24 protein-coding genes are annotated in these 22,629 nt (G+C 64.4%); 13 read left to right on the forward strand and 11 right to left on the reverse strand.

Translation table 11 applies throughout. The features are described 5' to 3' along the window. Positions 1 to 215: 215 nt before the first annotated feature. The 3 genes from hemP (at position 216) to ACVOLV_RS05120 (ending at position 3,782) form a co-directional block, all read left to right on the forward strand. A complete protein-coding gene (gene hemP, locus ACVOLV_RS05110) occupies positions 216 to 410 on the forward strand; it encodes a hemin uptake protein HemP (RefSeq protein WP_282273037.1) in 195 nt (64 codons plus the stop codon). 150 nt (positions 411 to 560) lie between these two features. Next, the gene (locus ACVOLV_RS05115) at positions 561 to 2,765 is read left to right on the forward strand and encodes a TonB-dependent hemoglobin/transferrin/lactoferrin family receptor (RefSeq protein WP_481553458.1); all 2,205 of its coding nucleotides are present in this window, start codon (positions 561 to 563) and stop codon (positions 2,763 to 2,765) included. Between the two features lie 90 nt (positions 2,766 to 2,855). Continuing rightward, positions 2,856 to 3,782 (forward strand): DUF6607 family protein, encoded by a 927-nt coding sequence (locus ACVOLV_RS05120; protein WP_481553459.1) that lies wholly within the window; start codon positions 2,856 to 2,858, stop codon positions 3,780 to 3,782. A 167-nt stretch (positions 3,783 to 3,949) separates the two neighbouring features. Here the strand turns inward: ACVOLV_RS05120 and ACVOLV_RS05125 are convergent, their stop codons facing one another. Then, positions 3,950 to 4,303 carry a DMT family protein gene (locus ACVOLV_RS05125; protein ID WP_303748945.1) on the reverse strand — a complete coding sequence of 118 codons (354 nt, stop codon included), beginning with the start codon at positions 4,301 to 4,303 and terminating at the stop codon, positions 3,950 to 3,952. Between the two features lie 163 nt (positions 4,304 to 4,466). Between ACVOLV_RS05125 and ACVOLV_RS05130 the strand changes: the two genes are divergently transcribed. The 10 genes from ACVOLV_RS05130 (at position 4,467) to ACVOLV_RS05175 (ending at position 12,471) form a co-directional block, all read left to right on the forward strand. After that, entirely contained in the window at positions 4,467 to 5,180 is a 714-nt protein-coding gene (locus tag ACVOLV_RS05130) for a response regulator transcription factor (protein ID WP_057630720.1), read from the forward strand. Positions 5,181 to 5,316: 136 nt separating this feature from the next. Then, positions 5,317 to 6,579: a sensor histidine kinase gene (locus ACVOLV_RS05135; protein ID WP_481553460.1), complete on the forward strand. Its 1,263-nt coding sequence runs from the start codon at positions 5,317 to 5,319 to the stop codon at positions 6,577 to 6,579. Positions 6,580 to 6,726: 147 nt separating this feature from the next. Then, the gene (locus tag ACVOLV_RS05140; RefSeq protein WP_481553461.1) at positions 6,727 to 7,107 is read left to right on the forward strand and encodes a diacylglycerol kinase; all 381 of its coding nucleotides are present in this window, start codon (positions 6,727 to 6,729) and stop codon (positions 7,105 to 7,107) included. A gap of 54 nt (positions 7,108 to 7,161) precedes the next feature. After that, entirely contained in the window at positions 7,162 to 7,911 is a 750-nt protein-coding gene (locus tag ACVOLV_RS05145; protein WP_481553462.1) for a TerC family protein, read from the forward strand. 266 nt (positions 7,912 to 8,177) lie between these two features. Next, positions 8,178 to 8,810 (forward strand): LemA family protein, encoded by a 633-nt coding sequence (locus ACVOLV_RS05150; RefSeq protein ID WP_481553463.1) that lies wholly within the window; start codon positions 8,178 to 8,180, stop codon positions 8,808 to 8,810. Positions 8,811 to 8,820: 10 nt separating this feature from the next. After that, positions 8,821 to 9,723 (forward strand): TPM domain-containing protein, encoded by a 903-nt coding sequence (locus ACVOLV_RS05155; protein ID WP_481553464.1) that lies wholly within the window; start codon positions 8,821 to 8,823, stop codon positions 9,721 to 9,723. Further along, positions 9,723 to 10,214, forward strand: coding sequence for a TPM domain-containing protein (locus ACVOLV_RS05160; RefSeq protein WP_481553465.1), 492 nt, complete (start codon positions 9,723 to 9,725; stop codon positions 10,212 to 10,214). Before ACVOLV_RS05155 ends, ACVOLV_RS05160 begins: the two co-directional genes overlap by 1 nt. Before the next feature lie 66 nt (positions 10,215 to 10,280). Continuing rightward, positions 10,281 to 11,189, forward strand: coding sequence for a prolipoprotein diacylglyceryl transferase (gene lgt, locus ACVOLV_RS05165; RefSeq protein ID WP_481553466.1), 909 nt, complete (start codon positions 10,281 to 10,283; stop codon positions 11,187 to 11,189). Next, positions 11,186 to 11,980 carry a thymidylate synthase gene (locus tag ACVOLV_RS05170; protein WP_481553467.1) on the forward strand — a complete coding sequence of 265 codons (795 nt, stop codon included), beginning with the start codon at positions 11,186 to 11,188 and terminating at the stop codon, positions 11,978 to 11,980. The genes lgt and ACVOLV_RS05170 overlap by 4 nt, the downstream gene beginning before the upstream one ends. Next, positions 11,980 to 12,471 carry a dihydrofolate reductase gene (locus ACVOLV_RS05175; RefSeq protein WP_481553468.1) on the forward strand — a complete coding sequence of 164 codons (492 nt, stop codon included), beginning with the start codon at positions 11,980 to 11,982 and terminating at the stop codon, positions 12,469 to 12,471. Before ACVOLV_RS05170 ends, ACVOLV_RS05175 begins: the two co-directional genes overlap by 1 nt. 194 nt (positions 12,472 to 12,665) lie before the next feature. Here the strand turns inward: ACVOLV_RS05175 and ACVOLV_RS05180 are convergent, their stop codons facing one another. The 10 genes from ACVOLV_RS05180 to ACVOLV_RS05225 all read right to left on the reverse strand — a co-directional run bounded on the left by ACVOLV_RS05180 (position 12,666) and on the right by ACVOLV_RS05225 (position 22,601). Beyond that, entirely contained in the window at positions 12,666 to 13,307 is a 642-nt protein-coding gene (locus ACVOLV_RS05180; RefSeq protein WP_481553469.1) for a DUF1287 domain-containing protein, read from the reverse strand. Next, entirely contained in the window at positions 13,304 to 14,365 is a 1,062-nt protein-coding gene (locus ACVOLV_RS05185) for a symmetrical bis(5'-nucleosyl)-tetraphosphatase (RefSeq protein WP_481553470.1), read from the reverse strand. The genes ACVOLV_RS05180 and ACVOLV_RS05185 overlap by 4 nt, the downstream gene beginning before the upstream one ends. Continuing rightward, positions 14,365 to 14,748: a Co2+/Mg2+ efflux protein ApaG gene (gene apaG, locus ACVOLV_RS05190; protein WP_481553471.1), complete on the reverse strand. Its 384-nt coding sequence runs from the start codon at positions 14,746 to 14,748 to the stop codon at positions 14,365 to 14,367. The genes ACVOLV_RS05185 and apaG overlap by 1 nt, the downstream gene beginning before the upstream one ends. Before the next feature lie 49 nt (positions 14,749 to 14,797). Further along, positions 14,798 to 15,604, reverse strand: coding sequence for a 16S rRNA (adenine(1518)-N(6)/adenine(1519)-N(6))-dimethyltransferase RsmA (gene rsmA, locus ACVOLV_RS05195; protein WP_481553472.1), 807 nt, complete (start codon positions 15,602 to 15,604; stop codon positions 14,798 to 14,800). Continuing rightward, positions 15,601 to 16,581 (reverse strand): 4-hydroxythreonine-4-phosphate dehydrogenase PdxA, encoded by a 981-nt coding sequence (gene pdxA / locus ACVOLV_RS05200; RefSeq protein ID WP_481553473.1) that lies wholly within the window; start codon positions 16,579 to 16,581, stop codon positions 15,601 to 15,603. The genes rsmA and pdxA overlap by 4 nt, the downstream gene beginning before the upstream one ends. A 3-nt stretch (positions 16,582 to 16,584) precedes the next feature. Next, positions 16,585 to 17,946 (reverse strand): peptidylprolyl isomerase, encoded by a 1,362-nt coding sequence (locus ACVOLV_RS05205; RefSeq protein WP_481553474.1) that lies wholly within the window; start codon positions 17,944 to 17,946, stop codon positions 16,585 to 16,587. After that, entirely contained in the window at positions 17,943 to 20,372 is a 2,430-nt protein-coding gene (gene lptD / locus ACVOLV_RS05210) for an LPS-assembly protein LptD (protein ID WP_481553475.1), read from the reverse strand. The genes ACVOLV_RS05205 and lptD overlap by 4 nt, the downstream gene beginning before the upstream one ends. Before the next feature lie 96 nt (positions 20,373 to 20,468). Then, entirely contained in the window at positions 20,469 to 21,392 is a 924-nt protein-coding gene (locus ACVOLV_RS05215; protein WP_481553476.1) for a histone deacetylase family protein, read from the reverse strand. A 58-nt stretch (positions 21,393 to 21,450) separates the two neighbouring features. Further along, the gene (locus ACVOLV_RS05220; protein WP_481553477.1) at positions 21,451 to 22,005 is read right to left on the reverse strand and encodes a cob(I)yrinic acid a,c-diamide adenosyltransferase; all 555 of its coding nucleotides are present in this window, start codon (positions 22,003 to 22,005) and stop codon (positions 21,451 to 21,453) included. A 14-nt stretch (positions 22,006 to 22,019) separates the two neighbouring features. Next, positions 22,020 to 22,601 (reverse strand): hypothetical protein, encoded by a 582-nt coding sequence (locus tag ACVOLV_RS05225; RefSeq protein WP_481553478.1) that lies wholly within the window; start codon positions 22,599 to 22,601, stop codon positions 22,020 to 22,022. Positions 22,602 to 22,629: the final 28 nt, after the last annotated feature.

Consider the following 22,629-nt stretch of genomic DNA (forward strand, 5'->3'; position numbering starts at 1 on the left):
GGCTTACGCCGCTCCCACAAATTCCCCAAATCCAACAAACACCGGCCTGAAACCCTGCTGGCAAGGTGCTGCCGAGCATGGCTCGGCACTACGGGTGGAACGATGACCCTGTTTTGCAGGGCTCTGTGGCTATTCGCGAACTTGTTGTAAATAGTTCTTGCATCGTTATTGAGAATCATTATCATCAACTCCGTCCCCAGCACGGAATCACGATGATGTCGGCCCAGCCCGTTATGCTTCGCCCCCGCACCCTCCACCTGCCGCAGCGCCCGGTCCAGTTGTTGCCGGTCGATGGCGTTGTCGATAGCGGCGCCCTGCTCAAGGGCCAACGCGAGATCGTGATCCAGCACGGCGACAAGTTCTATCGCCTGCGGCACACCAGCAACGACAAGCTGATCCTCACCAAATAAGTCGCTGCACGGCCGCGTTCGCCGCAGCCAGCGTTGGCGCGCTTGGCTTCCAGGAACGCACAGCTCTCTCCCCCCTTGGCTACAGTCTGGTTGCTCCGGCAACCGGGCTGCCTGCCAGGGGTTTTGTTCACTCCATGATTCCAGGCCTCCATGATCCGTCCAACTGTCTTGAGTGCTGCCCTGTGGGCGGTACTGTCTCCGGCGCGTGCTGAAAACGTCGCCGCGCCCGTCGCCCATGAGTTCGACCGCGTCCAGGTCACCGCTACCCGTACTGAGCGTGCGGTCAGTGATGTTGCCGCCACGGTCGATGTGATCGACCGCGAGCAGTTGGACAAGCAGTTGGCCAACGATATTTCCGATCTAGTGCGCTACGAGCCGGGCGTGTCGGTCACCCGCAGCGCCACCCGCTTTGGCCTGGGTGGCTTCCGCATCCGCGGCCTGGACGCCAACCGCGTGCTGATCCAGACCGACGGCATTGCCATGCCGAAGAGTTTCAACATCGGCAGCTTCGCCAACAGCAACCGCAACTTCACCGATCTGGAAACGCTCAAGCGCGTGGAAATCGTGCGCGGCCCGGCCAGCTCCTTGTACGGCTCGGACGCATTGGGCGGCGTGGTGGCGTTCGTCACCAAGGATCCGGCCGACTATCTGAAGGACGGCAAGGACAGCTATGTCGGCCTGAAATTCGGCTATGACGGCGAGTGGAAGGGCCTGCTGGCCGGTGCAACCGCAGCGTGGGGCGGTGAGCGTTGGAGCGGCATGGTCAACGTCAACCACCACCAGGGCCAGGAGACGGTCAACAAGGGTGACGTGCGCAGCAAGGACTACACCCGCACCGCGCCGAACCCGCAGGATCGCGATGGCCGCAGCGTGCTGGCCAAGCTGGTGTATGCGCCGGACGAAAGCCAGCGCTTCCGCCTGACCGTGGAAGGCAACGAGGACTCCACCGACACCGACGTGTTCTCCTCGGTCAACGACAAGCACCCGGTAGCGGCCTCGCGCACCACCACCAGCATGAAGGCGCATGACACGCAGAGCCGCACGCGGCTGTCCTTCGCCCATGAAATGGATGCGCTGGATGCCGCGTTCGCCGATAGCCTGAACTGGCAGATCTACAGCCAGAACAGCGAAACCAGGCAGGTCACCGACGAAGGCCGCACCAATGGCAGCCGCCGTCATCGCGCCTTCCATTTCGACCAGCGCGTCTACGGTGCGCAGTTGCAGTTCAACAAGGCGCTGGAGACCGGCTCGGTCGCGCATGCACTGACCTGGGGCTTCGATGGCGCGGTCACCGACATCCGCCAGAAGCGTGATGGCTACCAGGTGCTGGCCAACGGCACGGTCAGCTCCAACATCTCGCCGGACAACTTCCCGGTGCGCGATTTCCCGATCAGCAAGACCACCGAACTCGGTCTCTACGTGCAGGACGAAATGCGCCTGGCTGATGGTCGCCTGTCGGTGGTGCCGGGCTTGCGCGTTGACCATTACCGGCTGAAGCCCGAACTGGACACGATCTTCAGGGAAGACAACCCGAACATGGCGGTGGCCTCGCTGACCAAGACCAGCGTGTCGCCGAAGCTGGGTGTGGTGTGGCGCTTCGACGACCAGTGGTCGTTGTTCGCCGGCTACGCGCACGGTTTCCGCTCGCCGCCGTACAACGATGTCAACCTGGGCTTCACCAACCTGATGTTCGGCTACACCGCCATCCCCAATCCGGACCTGAAGCCGGAAACCAGCAATGGTGTGGAGCTGGGCGTGCGCTATGTCAGCCCGGTCGCCTACATGAGCGTCAGCGGCTACTGGAACGACTACCGCGACTTCATCGAGTCGCAGCGCTATGTAGGCGTCAACGCACAGGGCCTGATGGTATTCCAGTCGCAGAACATCGCTGACGCGCGCATCTATGGCGCCGAACTGAAGGCCGGCGTGGATTTCGGCCAGGTCAGCGATGCGCTGAAGGGCTGGGGCCTGCGCGGCGCGGTGGCATGGGCGCATGGGCAGAACCGTACTGAAGATACGCCGCTGGATTCGGTGGATCCGCTGCGTGGAACGGTCGGCCTGATGTACGACCGCGACGATTGGGGCGTGGAACTGGCTGGCACCTTCGCCCGCCGCAAGGACCGCGTTGCGGTGGCCACGGCGTATCGTCCGGCCGGTTACGGGGTGATGGACCTGATGGCGCATTGGAACTTCGCACCGGGGGCCAAGTTCAATGTCGGCGTGTTCAACCTCACCGATCGCAACTACATCGACTGGTCCAGCATCACCTCGACGCTGGCCGGCAGCAGCAGCGTGATCGATCGCTTCAGCAACCCGGGGCGCACCGTATCGGCCAGCGTCTCGGTGTCCTGGTAAGCAACAACGTTAGCGGTTCCTCCAGGAGCCGGCGAAGGAGCGCATCGTGGCCATGGACGGCCATCCCTTTCATCCACATGAGGAACACCCATGAAGCTGCTTTCCGCCAGCCTGCCGCTGCTGATTCTTGTCAGCACCGCCGCCAGCGCCGCTCCAGCCGATATTGCCCGTGACCACGACAGCATCCTGAAGATGCAGGGTGAGTACACGGTGGACTTCGCCTTCGATGAGACCGTGCTGCTCAAGCCCGGCTACGAACGCGCGTCGGCGATGCGCAGTGGTGGTGATGAAGTGGTGATCGTCGTTGAGGACACCCCGCAGCGCATCGTGCTGCAGCACCTGCTGGTCGATACCAAGAGCGGCCACGTCACCAAGCATTGGCGACAGGATTGGGCTTACGAAGCAGCGCAGCGTTTCGAGTTCACTGCCGAGCAGACCTGGACGGTGCGCGCGATTCCGGCCGCGTTGAACCAGGGTGCTTGGACGCAGTGCGTCTACGAAGTGAGCGATGCGCCGCGTTACTGCGGTACCGGCCGCTGGAGCTACAACAACAATGTGCCGACCTGGACCAGCGACTTGAGCTGGCGCCCGTTGCCGCGCCGCGAGTACACCAAGCGCAGCGACTACAACGCGCTGGCAGTGGTGAACCAGCACACGCTCACCCCGAACGGCTGGACCCACGAGCAGTTCAACACCAAGGTGCAGCGCAATGCGGACGGCAGCCAGGTGGAGATCGCGCGCGAGTTCGGTTTCAACGACTACATCAAGACCACCGAAGTGGACTTCAAGCCTGCACGCGACTACTGGACTGCCACCGCGCCGTTCTGGGCGCAGGTACGCCAGCGTTGGGATGGCTTCCTTGGCCAGCCGCCGGGCGTGCACCTGAAGACCAAGCTCGATGGCATGGCGATGATCATGCCGCTGTTCCAGCAGGCCGAAGAGATCCAGGGCGGCGCGGCAGTGGATACCGGCAAGATCGATGCGGTGTTCGCGAAGTATGTGGAAGCGGCCAAGTAAGTCGGCCTTGCCTGGTTTTTTTATCTTGTGGGAGCGGCGTAAGCCGCGAAGCCATTGCAACATCAGGGGCCAGGAGCTGACCCCTCCCCAACCCTCCCCTTGGCAGCGCCAAAGGGAGGGAGCAAGGGCTGCCGCTCCCACATCCGTCAGGCCCACATGCTCTGGGCTTATTCCTTGAACATCAGCAACGCAGCCAGCAGGATCAAGGCGAACGCCGCCCAGTGATTCCACTTCAGCGGCTGCCCCAGATAAGTAGCGGAAAACACCGCGAACACCACCAGGGTAATCACCTCTTGCATGCCCTTGAGCTGTGGTGCCGAATACACCGCGCTGCCCATACGGTTGCCCGGAACCTGCAGGCAGTACTCGAAAAAGGCGATGCCCCAGCTGACCAGGATCACCGTCATCAGCGGCGCGGTCTTGAATTTCAGGTGGCCATACCAGGCCACCGTCATGAATACGTTGCTGGCAACCAGTAGCAGTACCGGGTACAGATAGGCGGTAAAGGAAGGCGCGGCCATGTCCAGTTTCATCGATGCGGGTCGATAGCATAGGCCGCGGATGCGCAAACACTTGTCCCGAAAAACAAGTTTCAATTGTTACGAATTGAGGCGCAGCGCGTCTTCACACGGAATCCACCAGGAGTGCGGCATCTTTCACAAAGCTGAAGACTAAGGAGGCTCCATGCGACAGACAAAGGAATCGTCCGGGTTGGTACTGGTCGTCGAGGACAACCGCAACATCTCCGAGATGATTGGCGAATATCTGGAAGGCAAGGGTTTCGAGGTGGACTACGCAGCCGATGGCCTGGACGGCTACCGGTTGGCTGCCGAGAACAGTTACGACGTTGTGGTGCTGGACTTGATGCTGCCGCGATTGGATGGCATCGAAGTGTGCAGACGCCTGCGTAACGAGGCGCGCAAGTCAACGCCGGTATTGATGCTGACTGCACGCGACACGCTGGACGACAAGCTCACCGGGCTTGGCTACGGCGCAGACGATTACCTCACCAAACCGTTCGCGATCCAGGAGCTGGAAGCGCGCCTGCGTGCGCTGATTCGACGCGAACGCCGCCAGGTGGGGGCCGAGGTCCTGAAAGTTGCCGATCTGGTGCTGGACCCGGTCAGCATGCGTGCCACCCGTGCCGGCAGCGAATTGCAGTTGTCGCCGATTGGCCTGCGCCTGCTCACCATCCTGATGCGCGAATCACCGCGCGTGGTGACCCGCCAGGAAATCGAGCGTGAGATCTGGGGCAATGGCCTGCCCGATTCGGATACCTTGCGCAGCCATCTGTACAACCTCCGCAAGATCATCGACAAACCGTTCGACCGGCCGCTGCTGCACACCGTGCAGAGCGCGGGTTACCGGATTGCCGACATCGGGCAATCGATGGGGTGACCTGCAGCCGCTTGCTTGGCGCCTGTAGTTGAAGACCGCCGTGGACCATCACAGTCGCGGCGGTTTTTTCTTGTCGGGTATTCCTGCGGTTACGCGGCTTCAGTCCCTATAATCACGCGGGCTTCGAGGGGGGCGCATGCCGTACGGTTTACCGCGCAAGATCAGAAAGGCATTCATCGTGCAGGCGCTGCTGGCAAGTCTGGCGGTGTTGCTTGGTGGCTACCTGATGGCCTTGGTGGTCAAGTACGGTCTGATCAATACGGTCCTGCAGAACGAAGCACAGTACTACTGGCAGCAGAGCGCACAGGCGCCGGGTCTGGCGCCGCCCAATACCCTCAACATCCGTGGTTATCTGCAGCCTGCCGGGCAGGCTGATGCAGCTGTTCCGGCGCCATTGCGCGCGCTGTCACCGGGTTTCCATGAGCTGGAGTCGTCCGATCAACTGGTGCTGGTGGACCAGCAGGCCCAGGGCCGGTTGTACCTGGTGTTCCAGCGCTCGCCAGCGCACCGCGCGGCCATCTGGGCCGGGGTGTTGCTGGTGCTGTTGGCAATCCACGCGGTGTCGTGGCTGACCTATCGCGCCTCGTCGCGGCTGGTGTCGCCGGTCAGCTGGTTGGCGCGACGGGTTTCGTTGTGGGACCCGCGTCATCCCGATGCCCGGGAACTGGCGCCGGAGCGCCTGCCGCCGGAGGTGCAGGGGGAGACCCGCCAGTTGGCGCTGGCCTTGCACGACATGGCCGGCAAAGTCGGCGATCACGTCGCGCGCGAACGCAATTTCACCCGCGATGCCAGCCATGAGCTGCGCACGCCGCTGACCGTCATCCGCATGGCCAGCGACATGGCGCTGGCCGACTCCGGCCTGACGCCACGCCTGCAGCGCAGCCTGCAGCGCATCCAGCGTGCCGGCCGGGACATGGAGGCGGTGATCGATGCCTTCCTGCTGCTGGCCCGCGAGGCGGACGTGGAGCCGCAGTCGGAGCTGTTCGATGTTGGCGAGGTGGTGCGTTACGAGGCTGCCAACGTCGAGGAACTGCTGCAGGGCAAGCCGGTGCAGCTGCGGGTGCTGGTGGAGGGCCAGCAGATGCTGATGGCGCCGCCGCGGGTGATGCACGTGGTGGTGGCCAATCTGCTGCGCAACGCCTGCCTTTACACCGATGCGGGCGAGGTGGAAGTGCGGGTGACGCCCGGCCAGGTGGTGGTCCGCGATACCGGTATCGGCATGGCCAGCGAGGCCTTGGGCCGGATCTTCGAGCCCTTCTACCGCGCCGAGGGCGGTCGCCAACAGGGGGTGGGCCTGGGCCTGCCGATCGTGCGGCGGCTGTGTGAACGCTGCGGCTGGCGGATCGAGCTGGCCAGCCAGGAAGGGCAGGGCACCACCGCAACGGTCTATTACCGCTGAGCCCGGCCGGCCCCGGGCCTCGGTAAGCAACGGCCAGATGTGGCAAAATTGGCGGCTAATCTCAGGCTACCGGTGTCATCTCCATGGGCGGTTGTTCAGGCTCCAGGCTTTTGTTCGGCCGCGCTGCGGCAAACGGCAAGGTGTCGCATGGCTGACCAGATCGGGCATATGCCACGCGGTCCAGCGCGCATCCTCAAGGCGGCACAGTGGTCGTGGCAGGGGCTGAAAGCGGCCTGGCTGCACGAGTCCTCGTTCCGCCTGGAGGTCTGCCTGTTCGTGGTGCTGGCGCCGCTGGCGTTGTGGCTGGGTCAGAGCCCGGTGGAGCGGGTGCTGATGATCGGCTCGATGCTGCTGGTGATCGCCATGGAGCTGGCCAACTCGGCCATCGAAGCGGTGATCGAGCGCTACGGCCCGGAATACCACGTGCTGGCTGGCCGCGCCAAGGACATGGGTTCGGCGGCGGTATTCGTGCTGATGATGAACGTGCTGCTGTGCTGGGGCCTGATCCTGCTGCCGCGCGTTTTCTGACAAGTCAGCTGCCGGGTGGCGCTGATGCATTGGTTTTATTGAAGGATTGATCGCATGTCTCTTGAGTTTCTTGCCGACCCGAACGTATGGGTCACCCTGTTCATGCTCAGCGCACTGGAAATCGTGCTCGGTATCGACAACCTGGTCTTCATCTCCATCGCGGTCGGGCGCCTGCCCGAAGCGAAGCGCCCGCTGGCGCGTCGCGTCGGTATCGCGGTGGCTTGCATCACCCGCATCCTGCTGCTGATCTCGCTGGCTTACCTGGCACACATGGAGCAGAACCTGTTCAACGTGGCCGGCATGGGCATCTCCATCCGTGACCTGGTGCTGATCGTGGGCGGCCTGTTCCTGCTCTACAAGGGCATCAAGGAGATCCGCGAACTGGTTACCGGCGGCGAAGATGAAGACCCGACCACCACCAAGGTGGCGTCGTCGTTCGGCATGGTGATCGCGCAGATCGCAGTGATCGACATCGTGTTCTCGCTGGATTCGGTGATCACCGCGGTCGGCATTGCCTCGCATGTGCCGGTGATGGTCTGCGCGGTGCTGTTGTCGGTTGCGGTGATGCTGCTGGCGGCCAACCCGCTGGGTCGCTTCATCGATGCCAACCCGACCGTGAAGCTGCTGGCGCTGGCCTTCATCCTGCTGGTCGGTGCGGTGCTGGTGCTGGACGGCCTGGACGTGCACGTGCCCAAGCCCTACATCTACGCGGCGATGGGTTTCTCGGTGCTGGTGGAGTGGCTGAACCTGCTGATGCGGCGCAATGCCAAGGCCCACCACGTGCCGGGCTCGGACAACTGGTAAGTGTTTGATCGGCCGGCATCCCCGGCCGAGAACCTGACCTGAAAGGGCCGGCATTGCTGGCCCTTTTTCTTTTGTGGGAGCGGCATCAGCCGCGAAGCAGGCCATCCTTGAGATTGCGGATATCCCCGCAACCACAGCCACGCCTGCTTCGCGGCTGACGCCGCTCCCACAACAGGCTGTCCGGGGGCGCTGCCGCCACCGGTCTTTGCAAACCTTGAACAGGCAACGTGGCATGCTCGGCACTCCAGCCACCCAGGGTCCGACCCATGCGCCAGTACCTTCGCCTGATGTTGCTTGTCATCGCGGTGATTTCCATTTCCGGCTGTGGCTACAACGCCATCCAGCAGAAGGATGAGGCGGTCAAGGCCGGCTGGTCCGAGGTGGTCAACCAGTACAAGCGCCGTGCCGATCTCATCCCCAACCTGGTCAATACGGTGCAGGGCTATGCCCAGCAGGAGCGGCAGGTGCTGACCGAGGTCACCAATGCCCGTTCCAGGGTCGGGCAGATCCAGGTCAATGCCGACGACGCCGATTCGCTCAAGCAGTTCCAGCAGGCCCAGGGCGAACTGGGCAGCGCGCTGTCACGCCTGTTGGTGGTCAGCGAGAACTACCCGACGCTGAAGTCGGACCAGAACTTCCGTGACCTGCAGGCGCAGCTGGAAGGCACCGAGAACCGCATCACCGTGGCCCGCGGCCGCTATATCCAGCTGGTGCAGGACTACAACACCTATATCCGCTCGTTCCCGCAGGTGATCACCGCCAAGATGTTCGGCTATGCGGCCAAGCCCAATTTCACCGTCGACAACGAGGCGCAGATTGCGCAACCGCCGACCGTGAGCTTCGGCAGCCAGCCGGCAGCGCCGCAGCAGACGCCGCCGCAGCCCGCGCCGGCACAGTGAGCCGCGCGCGATGAGCGCACTGCTGCAGCGCTTCAGCTTGCTGCTGTGCCTGCTCGGCCTCGGCTGGGCAGGCCCGACGCTGGCCCAGCAACTGGCGCCGATCCCGCCGCTGGACTCGCCGGTGGTCGATACCACCGGCACGCTTGATGCGGCGCAGAAGCAGGCGCTGGAGCAGCAGGCCATTGCCCTGCAGCAGCGCAAGGGCGCACAGCTGCAGGTGCTGATCGTGCCGACCACCGCGCCTGAGGACATCGCCCAGTACAGCACCCGTGTGTTCGACCAGTGGGCGATTGGCCGCAAGGGGGTGGATGACGGCGTGCTGTTGCTGGTGGCCAAGGACGACAGGCGGGTGCGGATCGAGCCGGGTTACGGCCTGGAGGGTGCCATTCCGGATGCCATTGCCAATCGGGTGATCCAGGAATACCTGGTGCCGCACTTCCGCCAGAACGATTACGCCGGCGGCATCACTGCCGCCAGCGGCGTGCTGGTCAAGATCATCGATGGCGAGGAACTGCCGACGCCGGTCAGCAGCAACCGTGATGGTGGCGGGGGCAGCGGTGATTCGATCTTTTTCTTCGCGATCATGATTGGCGTGTTTGCTTCCACCTTCATGCGCATGCTGCTGGCCAAGCTGCCGCGGCCGATTCGTGGTGTGGTATCTGGACTGGTCGCCGGTGCTGCCGGCTGGCTGCTGTTGTCGGTGGTTGGCGGCGGCATCGCTGGCTTGGTGGCGTTCCTGCTGTCGCTGGGCAAGGGCTCCAGCGGCGGTTTCGCCAGCGGCGGTGGCTGGGGCGGCGGAGGCGGCTTCGGTGGCGGCGGCTTTGGCGGAGGCGGTGGAGGCTTCGGCGGAGGTGGCGGTTGGGGCGGTGGTGGTGGACGTTCGGGAGGCGGTGGCGCCTCGGGGAGCTGGTGATGCGCTGGTTACGACATTTCTTTGCTCCTTCCGCGCATGCCGCATTCCCGGAGGCCAGTCTGGACCGGATCGCCCACGCCATTGCCGATGGTGAGCGTCTGCACAGCGGCCAGGTGATGTTCGCGGTCGAGTCCGATCTGCCGCTGGCACTGTTATGGAACAACACCAGCGCCCGTGCCCGCGCCGAGCATGCCTTCGCGTTGCTGCGCACCTGGGACACCGAAGCCAACAACGGTGTGCTGATCTATCTGCTGCTGGCCGACCATGCCATCGAGATCGTCGCCGACCGTGGCCTGCAGGCGCGGGTGGATGCCGCGCAATGGCAGCTGATCTGCGATCACCTGCGCGAGCAGCTGAACGGGAATACCCGCGAGCAAGCGGTGCTGGCGGCGGTGGCCGAGGTCTCGCAGCTGCTGTCGGCGCACTTTCCACCCGACCCGGCAGGGCGCACCCGCAACGAGCTACCTGACCGCCCGCAGGTGTTCGGCTGAACCATGGGTTGAGTGGCAAGGGCCGCTACCCCGAGAATAGGGGCTGGTTCGCCTGACAGTGCCCGCATGCTCTTTCTTCATGACATAGACCCCATCGCTTTCTCGCTGGGTCCGATCGATGTGCACTGGTACGGCATCATGTACCTGCTTGGCTTTGCCGCTGCCTGGTGGCTGGGCCGCTCACGCATCCTCGCCGGGCGTTTGCCGGGCGTGGACATGAACGGCTTCTCCGACCTGCTGTTCTACGCGATGCTGGGCGTGGTGTTGGGCGGACGCATCGGCTACATGCTGTTCTACGCAACCGCCGACTTCCTCGCCAATCCGCTGATCCTGCTGCGGGTCTGGGAAGGCGGCATGAGTTTCCACGGCGGCCTGCTTGGTGTGTTGATCGCTGGCTGGTGGTGGACGCGCAAGCACAAGCTGCATTTCTTCGACACCATCGACTTCGTTGCACCGCTGGTGCCGCTGGGCCTGGGCTTCGGCCGCCTGGGCAACTTCATTGGTGGTGAGCTGTACGGCAAGTTCACCAATGCAGGTTGGGGCGTGATCTTCCCGCATTCGCCGCTGAAGGATGTTCCGGCTGGATTGCCGGCGATGGAACAGTTGCTGTCCGCTGCGCAGATCCAGCAGGACTATGCTGCCGGCCTGCTCACCCAGTACGCCCGCCATCCTTCGCAGTTGTATGAAGCACTGCTGGAAGGCCTGGTGATGTTCCTGGTGCTGTGGTTCTACTCGATGAAGCCGCGTCCGCGTTACGCGGTGTCCGGCCTGTTCGCGCTGATGTACGGTGGCTTCCGCTTCCTGGTCGAGTTCGTGCGCATGCCCGACAACGGCGTGTACGTAGCGTTTGATTGGTTGACCCGTGGCCAGATCCTGAGCCTGCCGTTGATCGTGCTGGGCTTGGTGTTGCTGGCAATGTCGCGCCGCGCGCCGGTGTTGCAGCCGGTGCTCCCACTGGAAGAGAAGAAGGCATGAAGCACTATCTGGATCTGCTGCAGCATGTGATGGAGCACGGCACCGAGAAGTCCGACCGCACCGGCACCGGCACGCGCAGCGTGTTCGGCTGGCAGATGCGCTTCGACCTCAACCAGGGCTTCCCGCTGGTCACCACCAAGAAGCTGCACCTGCGCTCGATCATCCACGAGCTGCTGTGGTTCCTGAAGGGCGATACCAATATCGGTTACCTGAAGGACAACAAGGTCAACATCTGGGACGAATGGGCCGATGCCAATGGCGACCTCGGCCCGGTCTACGGCAAGCAGTGGCGCAGCTGGGCCACCGCTGATGGCCGGCAGATCGACCAGATGCAATGGCTGGTGGACGAGATCAAGCGCAACCCGGATTCGCGCCGCTTGGTGGTCAGCGCCTGGAATGTGGGCGAGCTGTCGCAGATGGCGTTGATGCCCTGCCACAACCTGTTCCAGTTCTACGTGGTCGAAGGCAAGCTCAGCTGCCAGCTTTACCAGCGCAGCGGCGACATCTTCCTCGGCGTGCCGTTCAACATCGCCAGCTATGCGTTGTTGACGCATATGGTGGCGCAGGCGACTGGGCTGGGTGTGGGCGATTTCGTGCACACGCTGGGCGATGCGCACATCTATTCCAACCACTACGAGCAGGCCCGCGAGCAGCTGTCACGTGAACCGCGCGCGCTGCCCAAGCTGTGGCTGAACCCGGAAGTGAGCGACCTGTTCGGCTTCCAGTTTGATGACATCCGCATCGACGGCTACGACCCGCATCCGGCAATCAAGGCGCCGGTGGCGGTCTGATGAAGCTGTCGATGATTGCCGCGCTGGATCGCAATCGTGGCATTGGTCATGACAATGCGATGCCGTGGCATCTGCCGGATGACTTCAGGCACTTCAAGGCGCTGACCCTTGGCAAGCCGATCCTGATGGGGCGCAAGACCGCGCAGTCGCTGGGTCGCGCGCTGCCGGGGCGGACCAATCTGGTGTTGACCCGTAGCGGCCAGGTGCCGTTTGCCGGCATGCGTGCGGTGGCTTCGTTGGATGAGGCGCGGGCGATTGCTGCCGGCGAGGGCGCCGATGAGTTGTGCGTGATTGGTGGTGGTGAGATCTATCGGCTGTTGCTGGATCAGGCCACTGATCTGCACCTTACCTGGGTGGATACCGAAGTGAACGCCGATACGCATTTTCCGGAGGTGGATCCGGCGCTGTGGCGGGAAGTGGATAGCCAAGCGCATGCAGCCGATGAGCGGCATGCGTTTGCGTTCCGGTTTGTGCATTACGTGCGGCGCTGAGCCGTTCTGAAGCTAAAAAGCTACCCCTCCCCAACCCTCCCCTTGGCTGCGCCAAAGGGAGGGGGTGCGCAAGATGGTGCAGCCGGCGAGATCAGCTCCCTCCCTTTGGCGCAGCCAAGGGGAGGGCTGGGGAGGGGTAGCTCTTCGCACTTTGCTCTGCGCACCAGACTTCCAGAGCCTCGCACCAGAGCCCATCACCCCGGCATCCGGTAGTGCCCAATGATCGTGTGCCGGAACAACAGATCCTGCTCCTGCGTCCCCTGCGCGATGTTGTGCAGCACCAGCGGGGTGCCGTCGTGCAGGCGCTGATCGGAAACGATGCCTACATGCAGCAGGCCATTGCCATTGAGTTTCCACGCCACGATGTCGCCGGCAGCGTAGTCATCAGCGAAGGTACTTATCGGCAACTCCCAGCCTTGCCGCTGGAACCAGCGCATCTGGTTGGGTACGCGGCGGTGGTCGATGTTCCGATCCGCGCGCGCGAGTCCCCATAGCTGCGGGTAGGCAGCGAAGTTCCCGCGCATGTCCTCGTGGATGCGCTGCTGCAGGTCAACACCTTGCGTGCGCAGCGCACGGATCACCACGTCGGTGCAGACACCACGATCAAGCGGTGGATCGCCGTTCGGGTAACTCAGTGAGAAATAGGCCGGGTCGTAGCGGGTGGTTACCCCGATCTGTGCCCGTGCGGCCGCAACCAGCGGAGGTGAAATGACTTGCGGCGCAGGTTCGTTGGCCGCCTGTGGCGGTGGGTTTGCTTCGCTGCCGTCGGGCTGCGGACGGCAGCCCGCAAGCAGTGCAATGACCATCAGCATCAGTGCCGATGGCCAAACCCTCATGCAGCCGGTCCGTTGTTGTCCGGCGTGGGCGTGCTGTTGTTGCCGTTGTTGTTGCCATTGCCATTTCTTCCGCGCGGGCGGTGGCGGCGCGAGCGACGGCGCTGTTCACCGCTGCGCTCGGGGCGAGGGGCTTCAGTGCGCGGCTCGGTCTTGGTCTCGGCCTTCGCCTCGGGCTTTGTTTCAGCCTTGGCCTCGGCACGCGGCTTGCGCGGCGGGTGCTGGCCCGGCACCGGCGCGGGTACGTCGCGGCCCGCTACCTGCACCACGCGCAGGTCTTCACTGTCCAGCTGCAGCGCGGTGAGCTTGCCGCCCCATACCGCGCCGGTATCGATGGCATGCACGCCCTGGGTGATGGTCAGGCCCAGCGCCGACCAATGGCCGCAGACCATCTTCAACTCACGTTCGGCGCGGCCTGGCACTTCAAACCAGGGATACATGCCCTGCGGCTGCGTGCCCGGTGTGCCCTTGTCTTCCATGCCGATGCGCCCGCTGGGGGTGCAGTAGCGCATGCGGGTGAAGATGTTGATGATCGCGCGCGAACGGTCGTAGCCGCTCAGCCCCGGTGACCATGCCGGCTTGTCGCCGTACATGTTGCGGAACAGCTTGCGATAGCCATTGCCATGCAGCTGTTGCTCGACTTCGCGGGCGTGCTTCTCGGCCAGAGCCACGGTCCACTTCGGTGCCAGCCCGGCATGGAACATCATCCAGCCCAGCTCGCGGTCGACGTGTACCAGCTTCTGCATGCGCAGCCATTCCAGCAGCACGTCGCGGTCCTCGGCCAGCACGATGCGCTGCAGGTCCGGGTTGACCTTGCGCTGCTCCTCCTCGCTGCGGGCGCCGATGGCCAGCAAGGAGAGGTCGTGATTACCAAGCACGGTGACGCTGTGCTCGCGCAGCGAATGCACCAGCCGCAGCGTCTCCAGCGACTGGCCGCCGCGGTTGACCAGGTCGCCGGCGAACCACAGCCTGTCGCTGGCCGGATCGAAGTTGATCTTCTCCAGCAAACGCTGGGTGACGTCGTAGCAGCCCTGCAAGTCGCCGATTGCCCAGGTCGCCATCAGTGCAGCGTCCTTGGAATGGTCAGCACGAACGGCGCGATGGTGGCGGCAAACTCGGTGCCATCATCGGCCAGCATGTCGTAATGGCCCTGCATGGTGCCGCGCTCGGTACCCAGCATCACCCCGGAGGTGTAGCGGAACTCCTCGCCGGGGCGCAGCCGCGGCTGTTCGCCGACCACGCCTTCGCCATCGACGTGCTCGACCCGGCCTTCGCCGTCGGTGATGCGCCAATGACGGCTGATCAACCGTGCCGGCATGGTGCCGCGGTTGTGGATGCGGATCGTGTAGGCGAACGCAAAGCGCCCGTCTTCAGGGGCCGACTGGTCGTCGATGAAACGAGGCGAGACCTCGATCTCGATCGCGTAGTGGCAGGTGTCTTCCATGGGGAGAGTGTAAGCAAAAGCAGGTGATCGGTTTGCGTGTATGCCGCGCTTATTCCTGCGGCAGGTTGGCAAGCCTGATGAAATCGGCAACTTCCAGCTGTTCAGCGCGCGCATCGCTGCGCACACCGGCGGCTTCGAACTGGGCCTGATCGATGACGCCGTTGAGGGCGTTGCGCAGGGTCTTGCGGCGCTGGCCGAAGGCGGCGCGGACCACATCGGCGAAGCGCTTGCGGTCGTTGATGCCAACCGTAGCCGGATCGCGCGGAATCAGCCGGACCACGGCCGAATCCACCTTCGGCGGCGGCCGGAACGCGCCCGGCGGTACCACGAACAAGGCGCGCACTTCGCAGAATGCCTGCAGCATCACGCTCAGGCGGCCGTAGACCTTGCTGCCGGGGCCTGCGGCCATGCGGTCGACCACTTCCTTCTGCAGCATGAAGGTCATGTCCGAGATCGCGGCGGCATGGTCCAGCGCGTGGAACAGGATCGGCGAGGAGATGTTGTAGGGCAGGTTGCCGACCAGGCGGATCGTGGAACCGGCGGCCAGTTCGGTGAAGTCCACCCGCAGCACGTCGCTGTGGACGATGGTCAGCTCGCCCAGCGGTGCGGCGGCTTCGGTCAGTGGCGCGATCAGGTCGCGATCGAACTCGATGACGGTCAGCTTGGGATGGCGGCGCAGCAACGGGAAAGTGATGGCGCCCTGGCCCGGGCCGATCTCGACCAGGCGGTCGTCGCCCTTCGGGTCGACTGCCATGACGATCTTCTCGACGTAATACTTGTCCGCCAGAAAGTGCTGGCCGAGCTGCTTCTTGGCCGGGGCGGTGAAGCCCGTGCGCGGGGAATGATCTGAATTCATGTGCTGATTTTACGTTGTGCAGCCAGCTGCGCGCATAACGCCGTTGCCGCAAACAGGCTGGAGGGGTCGGCCACGCCCTTGCCGGCCAGGTCCAGGGCGGTGCCATGGTCGACCGCAACGCGCGGGTAGGGCAGGCCCAAGGTGATATTGGTGGCCTGCTCGAAGCCGCTGTACTTGAGTACCGGCAGGCCCTGGTCGTGGTACATCGCCAGCACCGCATCAAAACCGGCCAGTTTGGCGGGCAGGAAGGCGGTGTCGGCGGGCAACGGGCCGATCAGGTCCAGGCCTTGGCCACGCATCTGCTCCAGCAACGGGATGATCAGGTCCAGTTCTTCACGGCCGAGATGGCCGTCTTCGCCAGCATGCGGGTTGAGTCCGAGCACGGCGATGCGCGGCTGCGCCAGACCGAAATCGCGCCGCAAGGCCGTATCGGTGGTGCTGATGACCTTGCGCAGGCTGTCAGTGGTGATGGCGTCGGCGACGTCGCGCAGTGGCAGATGGGTGGTGGCCAGGGCCACACGCACGATGTGATTGGCCAGCATCATCACCACTTCGACGCCAGCCTGGTTGGCCAGCAGTTCGGTGGTGCCGCTATAGGCGATGCCGCCCTGGTTGATCACCGCCTTGTGCACCGGGCCGGTGACCACGCCATCGAGGCTTCCGTCCAGGCAGGCCTGGCCGGCGCCGAGCAGGGCATTGATCACCGCGCGCGCATTGCGCGGATCGGCATGGCCAAACCGGGAGGGGGCAGCGTTGCGGACTTCACGCAGGCGCAGGTCGCCGGGGCGATTGGCATCAGCGTGCTCGGGCAGCAATTGCAGCGGCAGGTTCAGCGCGCTGGCGGCGGCCTGCAAGGTATCCGGGTCCGCAAACGCCAACAGCCGGCAGTCACTGCGCGGCTGTTGGGCAAGACGTATGCAAAGTTCCGGGCCGATCCCGGAGGGCTCGCCCGGAACCAGAGCGAGCTGGGCAGTCATGGATCAGGGCTTGGCCGGCTCTGCCGGGGTGGTTGCCGTGTCGGCATTGCCCTCGGCGCGGTCGCCGCTGCGGAAGCTGACGTAGGCTTCGCCACGCAGTTCCTGCAGGAAGCGGTTGTACTCGTCGTCCAGCTTGCGGCGGCCGATCTGCTCGCGGACCTGCGCACGCTTGTTGTTGTCGCCGACGTCGGTCTGTCGCGAGCCAACGCGCTGCACGATGTGCCAGCCAGCGTCGGTGCGGAACGGGGTGCCCACGCCGTTGTCGCTCAGGCTTTCCACCTGCTTGCCGAAGTCCGGGCCGAAGGCATCGGCCGGGAACCAGCCCAGGTCACCGCCCTGGCCACGGCTGTTGGTGTCGTCGGAGGACTCCTTGGCCACGGCCTGGAAGTCAGCGCCGCCGGCGATGCGCGCACGCAGGGTCTCGATCTTGGCCTTGGCAGCTGCGTCGTCGACCTGGTCGGTGACGCGGATCAGGATGTGGCGGGCGTGGTATTCGGTGACCTTCTGGCCGCCGTCGGCAGCGCCGCTGGCATCACGGGTTTCCACCAGCTTGAGCAGCTGGAAGCCACTCGGGCCACGGATCGGGCCGAGCACGTCGCCGGCCTTCATGGTCTTGATCTGGTTGGCGAACGCGTTGGGGATTTCGTCCGCACTACGCCAGCCCAGATCGCCGCCTTCCAGCGCGTTGGGGCTGTCCGAATAACGGACGGCGGCGGCGGAGAAGTCCAGCTCGCCCTTGTCCAGCAGGTTCTTGACGCCGTCGACCTTGCTCTGGCCGGTGGCGATCTGCTCGGCAGTCGCGCCCTCGGGCAGGGCGATCAGGATGTGTGCCAGATGGAACTGGGCACCGCCGGCGTTCTGCTGTGCCAGTGCGGCATCCACTTCACCTTCGCTGACGCTGATGCGGCTCTGCGCGAAGCTCTGGCGCAGGCGCTGGGTGATGATCTCCTCGCGCACCGAGTTGCTGAAATCGGAGAAGCCAATCCCGTCCTGGGCCAGGCGCTGGCGCAGGCCATCGACCGAGGTGCCGTTCTGCTGGGCAATGCTGCCGATCGCATGATTCAGCTCTTCATCGCTGACGCGGATGCCGCTGCCTTCGGCGCGTGCCACCTGCAGCTTGACCAGCACCAGGCGCTCCAGCACCTGCCGTTCCAGTACGGATTCGGGTGGCAGCTGGGCTTCACGGCCAGCGTACTGGCCCTTGATGTTGGCGACCGCACGCTGCAGTTCGCTCTGCAGGATGACGCCTTCGTCGACGACGGCGGCGATGCGATCCAGCGGTTGCGTCTGCTGTGCAACAGCCGGGGCGGCAACGCCGGAGAACGCCAGCAAGGTGGCGAGGACTGCAGGAAGGGTCTTGGTCATGGAATCTGGTTGGGATCGTAGTCGTCGTCGTTCGCCTCGATGTTGCTTGGCGGAACGAGGTAGAGGTCGTCTCGGTTGTAGCCGAGAATAGCACGGCGCAAGGTGCGGTCCGTGTTCTGTCCAACCGAGCTCAGGCCCTTGAGCACGAACTCGATCTGGAACGAGTTATTGAGGTCACCTTCGCGGTTGCGGACATAACGGCGGGCCAGTGCGCGAACTGCCAGGCAGCAGCTGTCCCACTGCACGCCGCCGATGATTTCCAGCGGCTTGCTGTCCAGCATCGAGTAGTAATAGCGGCCGACGATGCTCCAGCGCGGGTTGATCGGGTACAGGAAGGAGAAGTCCGCCTGCTTGAGCTGTTCCTGGCCGGTGGTCGGATTGCCGCGGTAGCGGTAGCTCAGGTTGATCACGCCGTCGTCGGGCAGCAGGTAGCGGGCACGCACACTGGCCAGGTCTTCCTTGCGGAACTTGGGATTCCACTGGTAGGTGCTGCCCAGGGTCCAGCGGTCGGTCAGCGCCCAGTTGACGTCGGCCACCCAGGCGGACTTGCTTTCGCTCACCACCGGGTCGCCGGGGTTGACGGTGACCTGGGAGTCTTCGAAATAGGTGATCTGGCCAATACTGGCCGACAGCTTCTCGCGGCCGTCTTCCTGGCGGATCAGGCGGGTGGTAAGCGCAGTGGTCAGCTGGTTGGCATCGTTCTGGCGGTCGGCGCCGGTGAAGCGCGAGTCGCGGAACAGCTGGCCCCAGCTGAAGGTGAAGGCACGGGTGTCGAACAGTGGCAGGTCCGACTGGTCGCGGTAGGGCGTGTTCAGGTAGAACAGCCGCGGTTCCAGCGTATTCAGGTAGGACTTGCCGCCCAGCGTGGTCTCGCGGTCGAAGAACAGGCCCATGTCGAGGCTGGCGATCGGCATGCTGCGGCTGGGCGAGGTGTTGCCGCGCAGCTGCTCCGGGGTCGGGTTGGTGATCCCGGCTGCATTCAACTGCTTGAGACGGATGTCGTCGGCCAGGCCACGTTCCAGGTCATAGGCGGTGTAACGCCAGGCCAGAGTCGGGGTGATGTACCAGGCAGCACCGCCCAGCGGCATCGAGACATAGGGCTTGATGTCCAGGCGGGAGCCGCCGTACATGCGGGAGACATCGCCGGTGCGGATGTACTCGCCATCGGCATCGACCATCTTGTGGCGGATGTCATCGTGGGTGAAGCGCACTGCCTCGGCATAGACGCCGGCTTCGAACCAGCGGCCGAAGGATTCTTCCCAGGTGGCGAACAGGCGCGGCTGGCGGCTGTAGGGCAGGGACTCCTCGGTCAGCGTGTAATCGGTCAGCTGCCACTCGTCGGCCATGATGCCGGCGGTCCAGGCGCGGCCGGTGCCATACAGGCCAGCGGTGCTCTGCATGTTGGAAGCAGTGATGCCGTTCAGACGGTTGGCGAAGTCCTCGACATAGCGCTCGTCGCTGACCCAGGCCAGATTGGCGCGCGCCTGCCAGTTCTTGTCGACGTTGTGGTAGCCGTTGTACGACAGCGCGCCGCGATCGCGATCACGCAGTGAGTCGTTCGGCATGTACGAGGTATCGAGCTGGCCACGGCCGCCGGAGTACAGGTAGCGGAACTCGTTGTCCAGCAGCAGGCCACGCTTGCTCATGTAGCGCGGCGTGAGGGTGTCGTCGTAGTTCGGCGCCAGATTGAGATAGATCGGCTGCGCGTAGTCGAAACCGTTGCGCCCGGACATGCTCAGTTTCGGGTAAAGCAAGCCGGTCATGCGGCGGTCGTCGATCGGGAACTTGAAGTAGGGCATGTACAGCACGGGCACCTTGCCCACGCGCAGCACGGCGTTGCGGGCGGTGCCGAAGCCTTCTTCGTTGTCGACGTCGATCTGTGGTGCCACCAGCTTCCACACCGGCTGCGAGGGATCGCAGGTGGTGTAGCTGGAATGGTGCATCTGCCCGGTGGAGCCCTGCAGGTCGACCGAATCGGCCGAGCCGTTGCCGCGACGGGAAACCAGCTGGTAGCGGATATCGCTGATCTTGTGCGAATCCGTTTCCTGATTGCCCTCGGCGCGCTCGGCGACCATCCGGATCGACGAATCTGAGTAACGCACATTGCCTTCGGCGATGTAATTGCCGGACTCGGTGTCCATGCGCAGCGTATCGGCACCCATGAACTGGTCGCCGCGCTTGAGCAGCACATTGCCCTGGTATTGCGGCATGGTGCTGGTGCCGGTGAGTTCGTTGCCTTCGATGTCGGTGGGCAACTGCTCGCGATTGGCAGCAGCGGCGGGGTCCGCCGGCGGGGCCTCGTCGAACGCGGGCAAGGTGTCGGTGGCCGGGCACAGGCCCCAGTTCACCGGCTTCTCGTCGGCCCAGGCGGGCAGGCAGATGGCAATGCCCAAGGGCAGGGGAAGCAGGCGGAGAGCTCGGCGCACGCGGTTCGCATTCGGGGGAAAACGGTCGCTAGCTTGCCGCATCGCCTGCATGGGGGCAATGAACGGCTGCCGGATGGGCCGGGCGGGGTTCATCCATCAACGGGTTGCGAGCAGTTCCTGGACGTGCACGACGCTGCATTCGCGCAGCGCCTGCAGGTCGTAGCCGCCTTCCAGCATGGACACCACCCGGCCGCTGCCATGGCGCGCCGCGAGCGTGACCAGTTCGGCGGTCAGCCAGCCGAAATCCTCGGTCTCGACCATCAGATCGGCCTGCGGGTCACGCATATGCGCATCGAAACCGGCCGAAATGAACAGTAATTGAGGTTGGAAGGCCTCGATCTGCGGCAGCATCTCGTCGGCCCAGGTATTGCGGAAGCGGAAGCCACCACTGCCCGGTGGCAGCAGGATGTTGCAGATGTTGCCAACCCCGCGCTCGCGCATGTTGCCCGAATACGGGAACAGGCCGGACTGGTGGGTGCTGTAGTAGGCGACCTTCGGGTCGGTCTCGAAGATGGCCTGGGTGCCATTGCCGTGGTGCACGTCGAAATCGACGATGGCGATGCGTTCCAGGCCGTACTTGTCGCGGGCATAGGCGGCTGCCACGGCGATATTGTTGAACAGGCAGAAGCCCATCGCGGTATCGGCGGTGGCGTGGTGGCCGGGCGGGCGTACCGCGCAGAACACGTGCTTGCTGTCTTCGCCCAGCATCACCGCGTCCACCGCGGCGACGCCGGCACCGGCTGCGTGCAGGGCCGCGCTGGCCGAGCCGGGCGAGCTGAAGGTGTCCAGGTCGATGCGCCGCAGCGGTGCGGTCTGCACCTGCAGGACCGAGTCGATCAACTCGCGGGTATGCACCCGGGCCAGTTCGCCAAGCTTGGCCGGCGGCGCGTTGCGCCACTCCAGTTGGTCGGGGAATTCGGCCCGTAGGGCGGAAATGACGGCGTGCAGACGCTCCGGCGACTCTGGGTGGTCGATGCCGGGGTCATGTTCAAGGCAGGCAGGGTGGGTGAATACCAGCATGGCCGCACTGTAACCGTCGGCGCCGCGCACCGCGCGGCGTCGTATGGGAGGGGGAGGATCAGCCGCGACGACGTTCGTGGTTCCATAGCACTTCGCCCTGGCCATCGGCCCTGGCAAGTACGCGGGACAACACGAACAACAGGTCGGACAGGCGGTTCAGGTAGCGCACGGCTTCGCCACGGATGTCCTCGACGCGAGCCAGTGCAACGGTTTCGCGCTCGGCACGACGGACGATGGTGCGCGCCAGATGGCAACGCGCCGCGCCTTCACCGCCGGCTGGCAGGATGAAATCCTTCAGTGGCGGCAGGTCGTCGTTGTAGCGGTCCAGGTGCTGCTCCAGCGCGTCGATGTCGGCGGCGTGGATGGCGGCATGGCCGGGGATGCAGAGCTCGCCGCCCAGGTCGAACAGCTGGTGCTGGATGGTGGTGAGCAGGTTACGTATGTCTTCGGGCAGGCTCACCGCCAGCAACACGCCGATGGCCGAATTGGCCTCGTCGACGGTGCCGTAGGCATTGACGCGCAGCGAATCCTTGCCGGTACGGCTGCCATCACCCAGGCCGGTGCTGCCATCGTCACCGGTACGGGTGTAGATCTTGGAGAGACGGTTACCCATTGCCCGGCGTGCCCTTAGTGGGCAACGCGGCCAGCGGCCGACTGCTTGCTGGTGGCTTCAACGGCAAGCTGCACCAGTGCGGCGGCGCCGATGTACATGGCGGCGCTGCGCATGTATGGCAGCAGCCAGTCGCTGTAGTTCTTGGCCCAGCCAGCGAAGGTCGGTTCGGCGACGGAGGCACTGATCCAGTAGAAGCTGCCTTGGGCGATCAGGTGGCACAGCGCGACCGAGCCGATCACGGTGACGGCCAGCAGGCCCAGCGACTTGAGGTTGGCGCTGCGGTAGTAGCGGCGCAGCAGCATGCCGCCGGCCCACATCGCGAAGTAGGCCGGGATCAGCATCCAGTAGGCCGCCGACACGCAGTAGTGCTGCCAGAAGCTCATGCCCTGGTTGGAGATGACCACCCAGTCAACCACCACGGCCAGCGCCATCAGCAGCGGGAACGCCCAGCGGGTCCAGTTGCGCAGGTAGAAGCCGCCAATGAAGAACACTGCCCACGACGCATCCGGGATCGGCGCGAAATGGTTGATGCGGGTGCCGGCCATCAGCAGCAGGAGCACGGACAGGATGAAGGCGCGTTGGACGTTGGCAGTCATGGTGGCGATTTCCGTTAATCAGACCGCC

The sequence above is a fragment of the Stenotrophomonas sp. STEN023 genome, assembly GCF_056760135.1.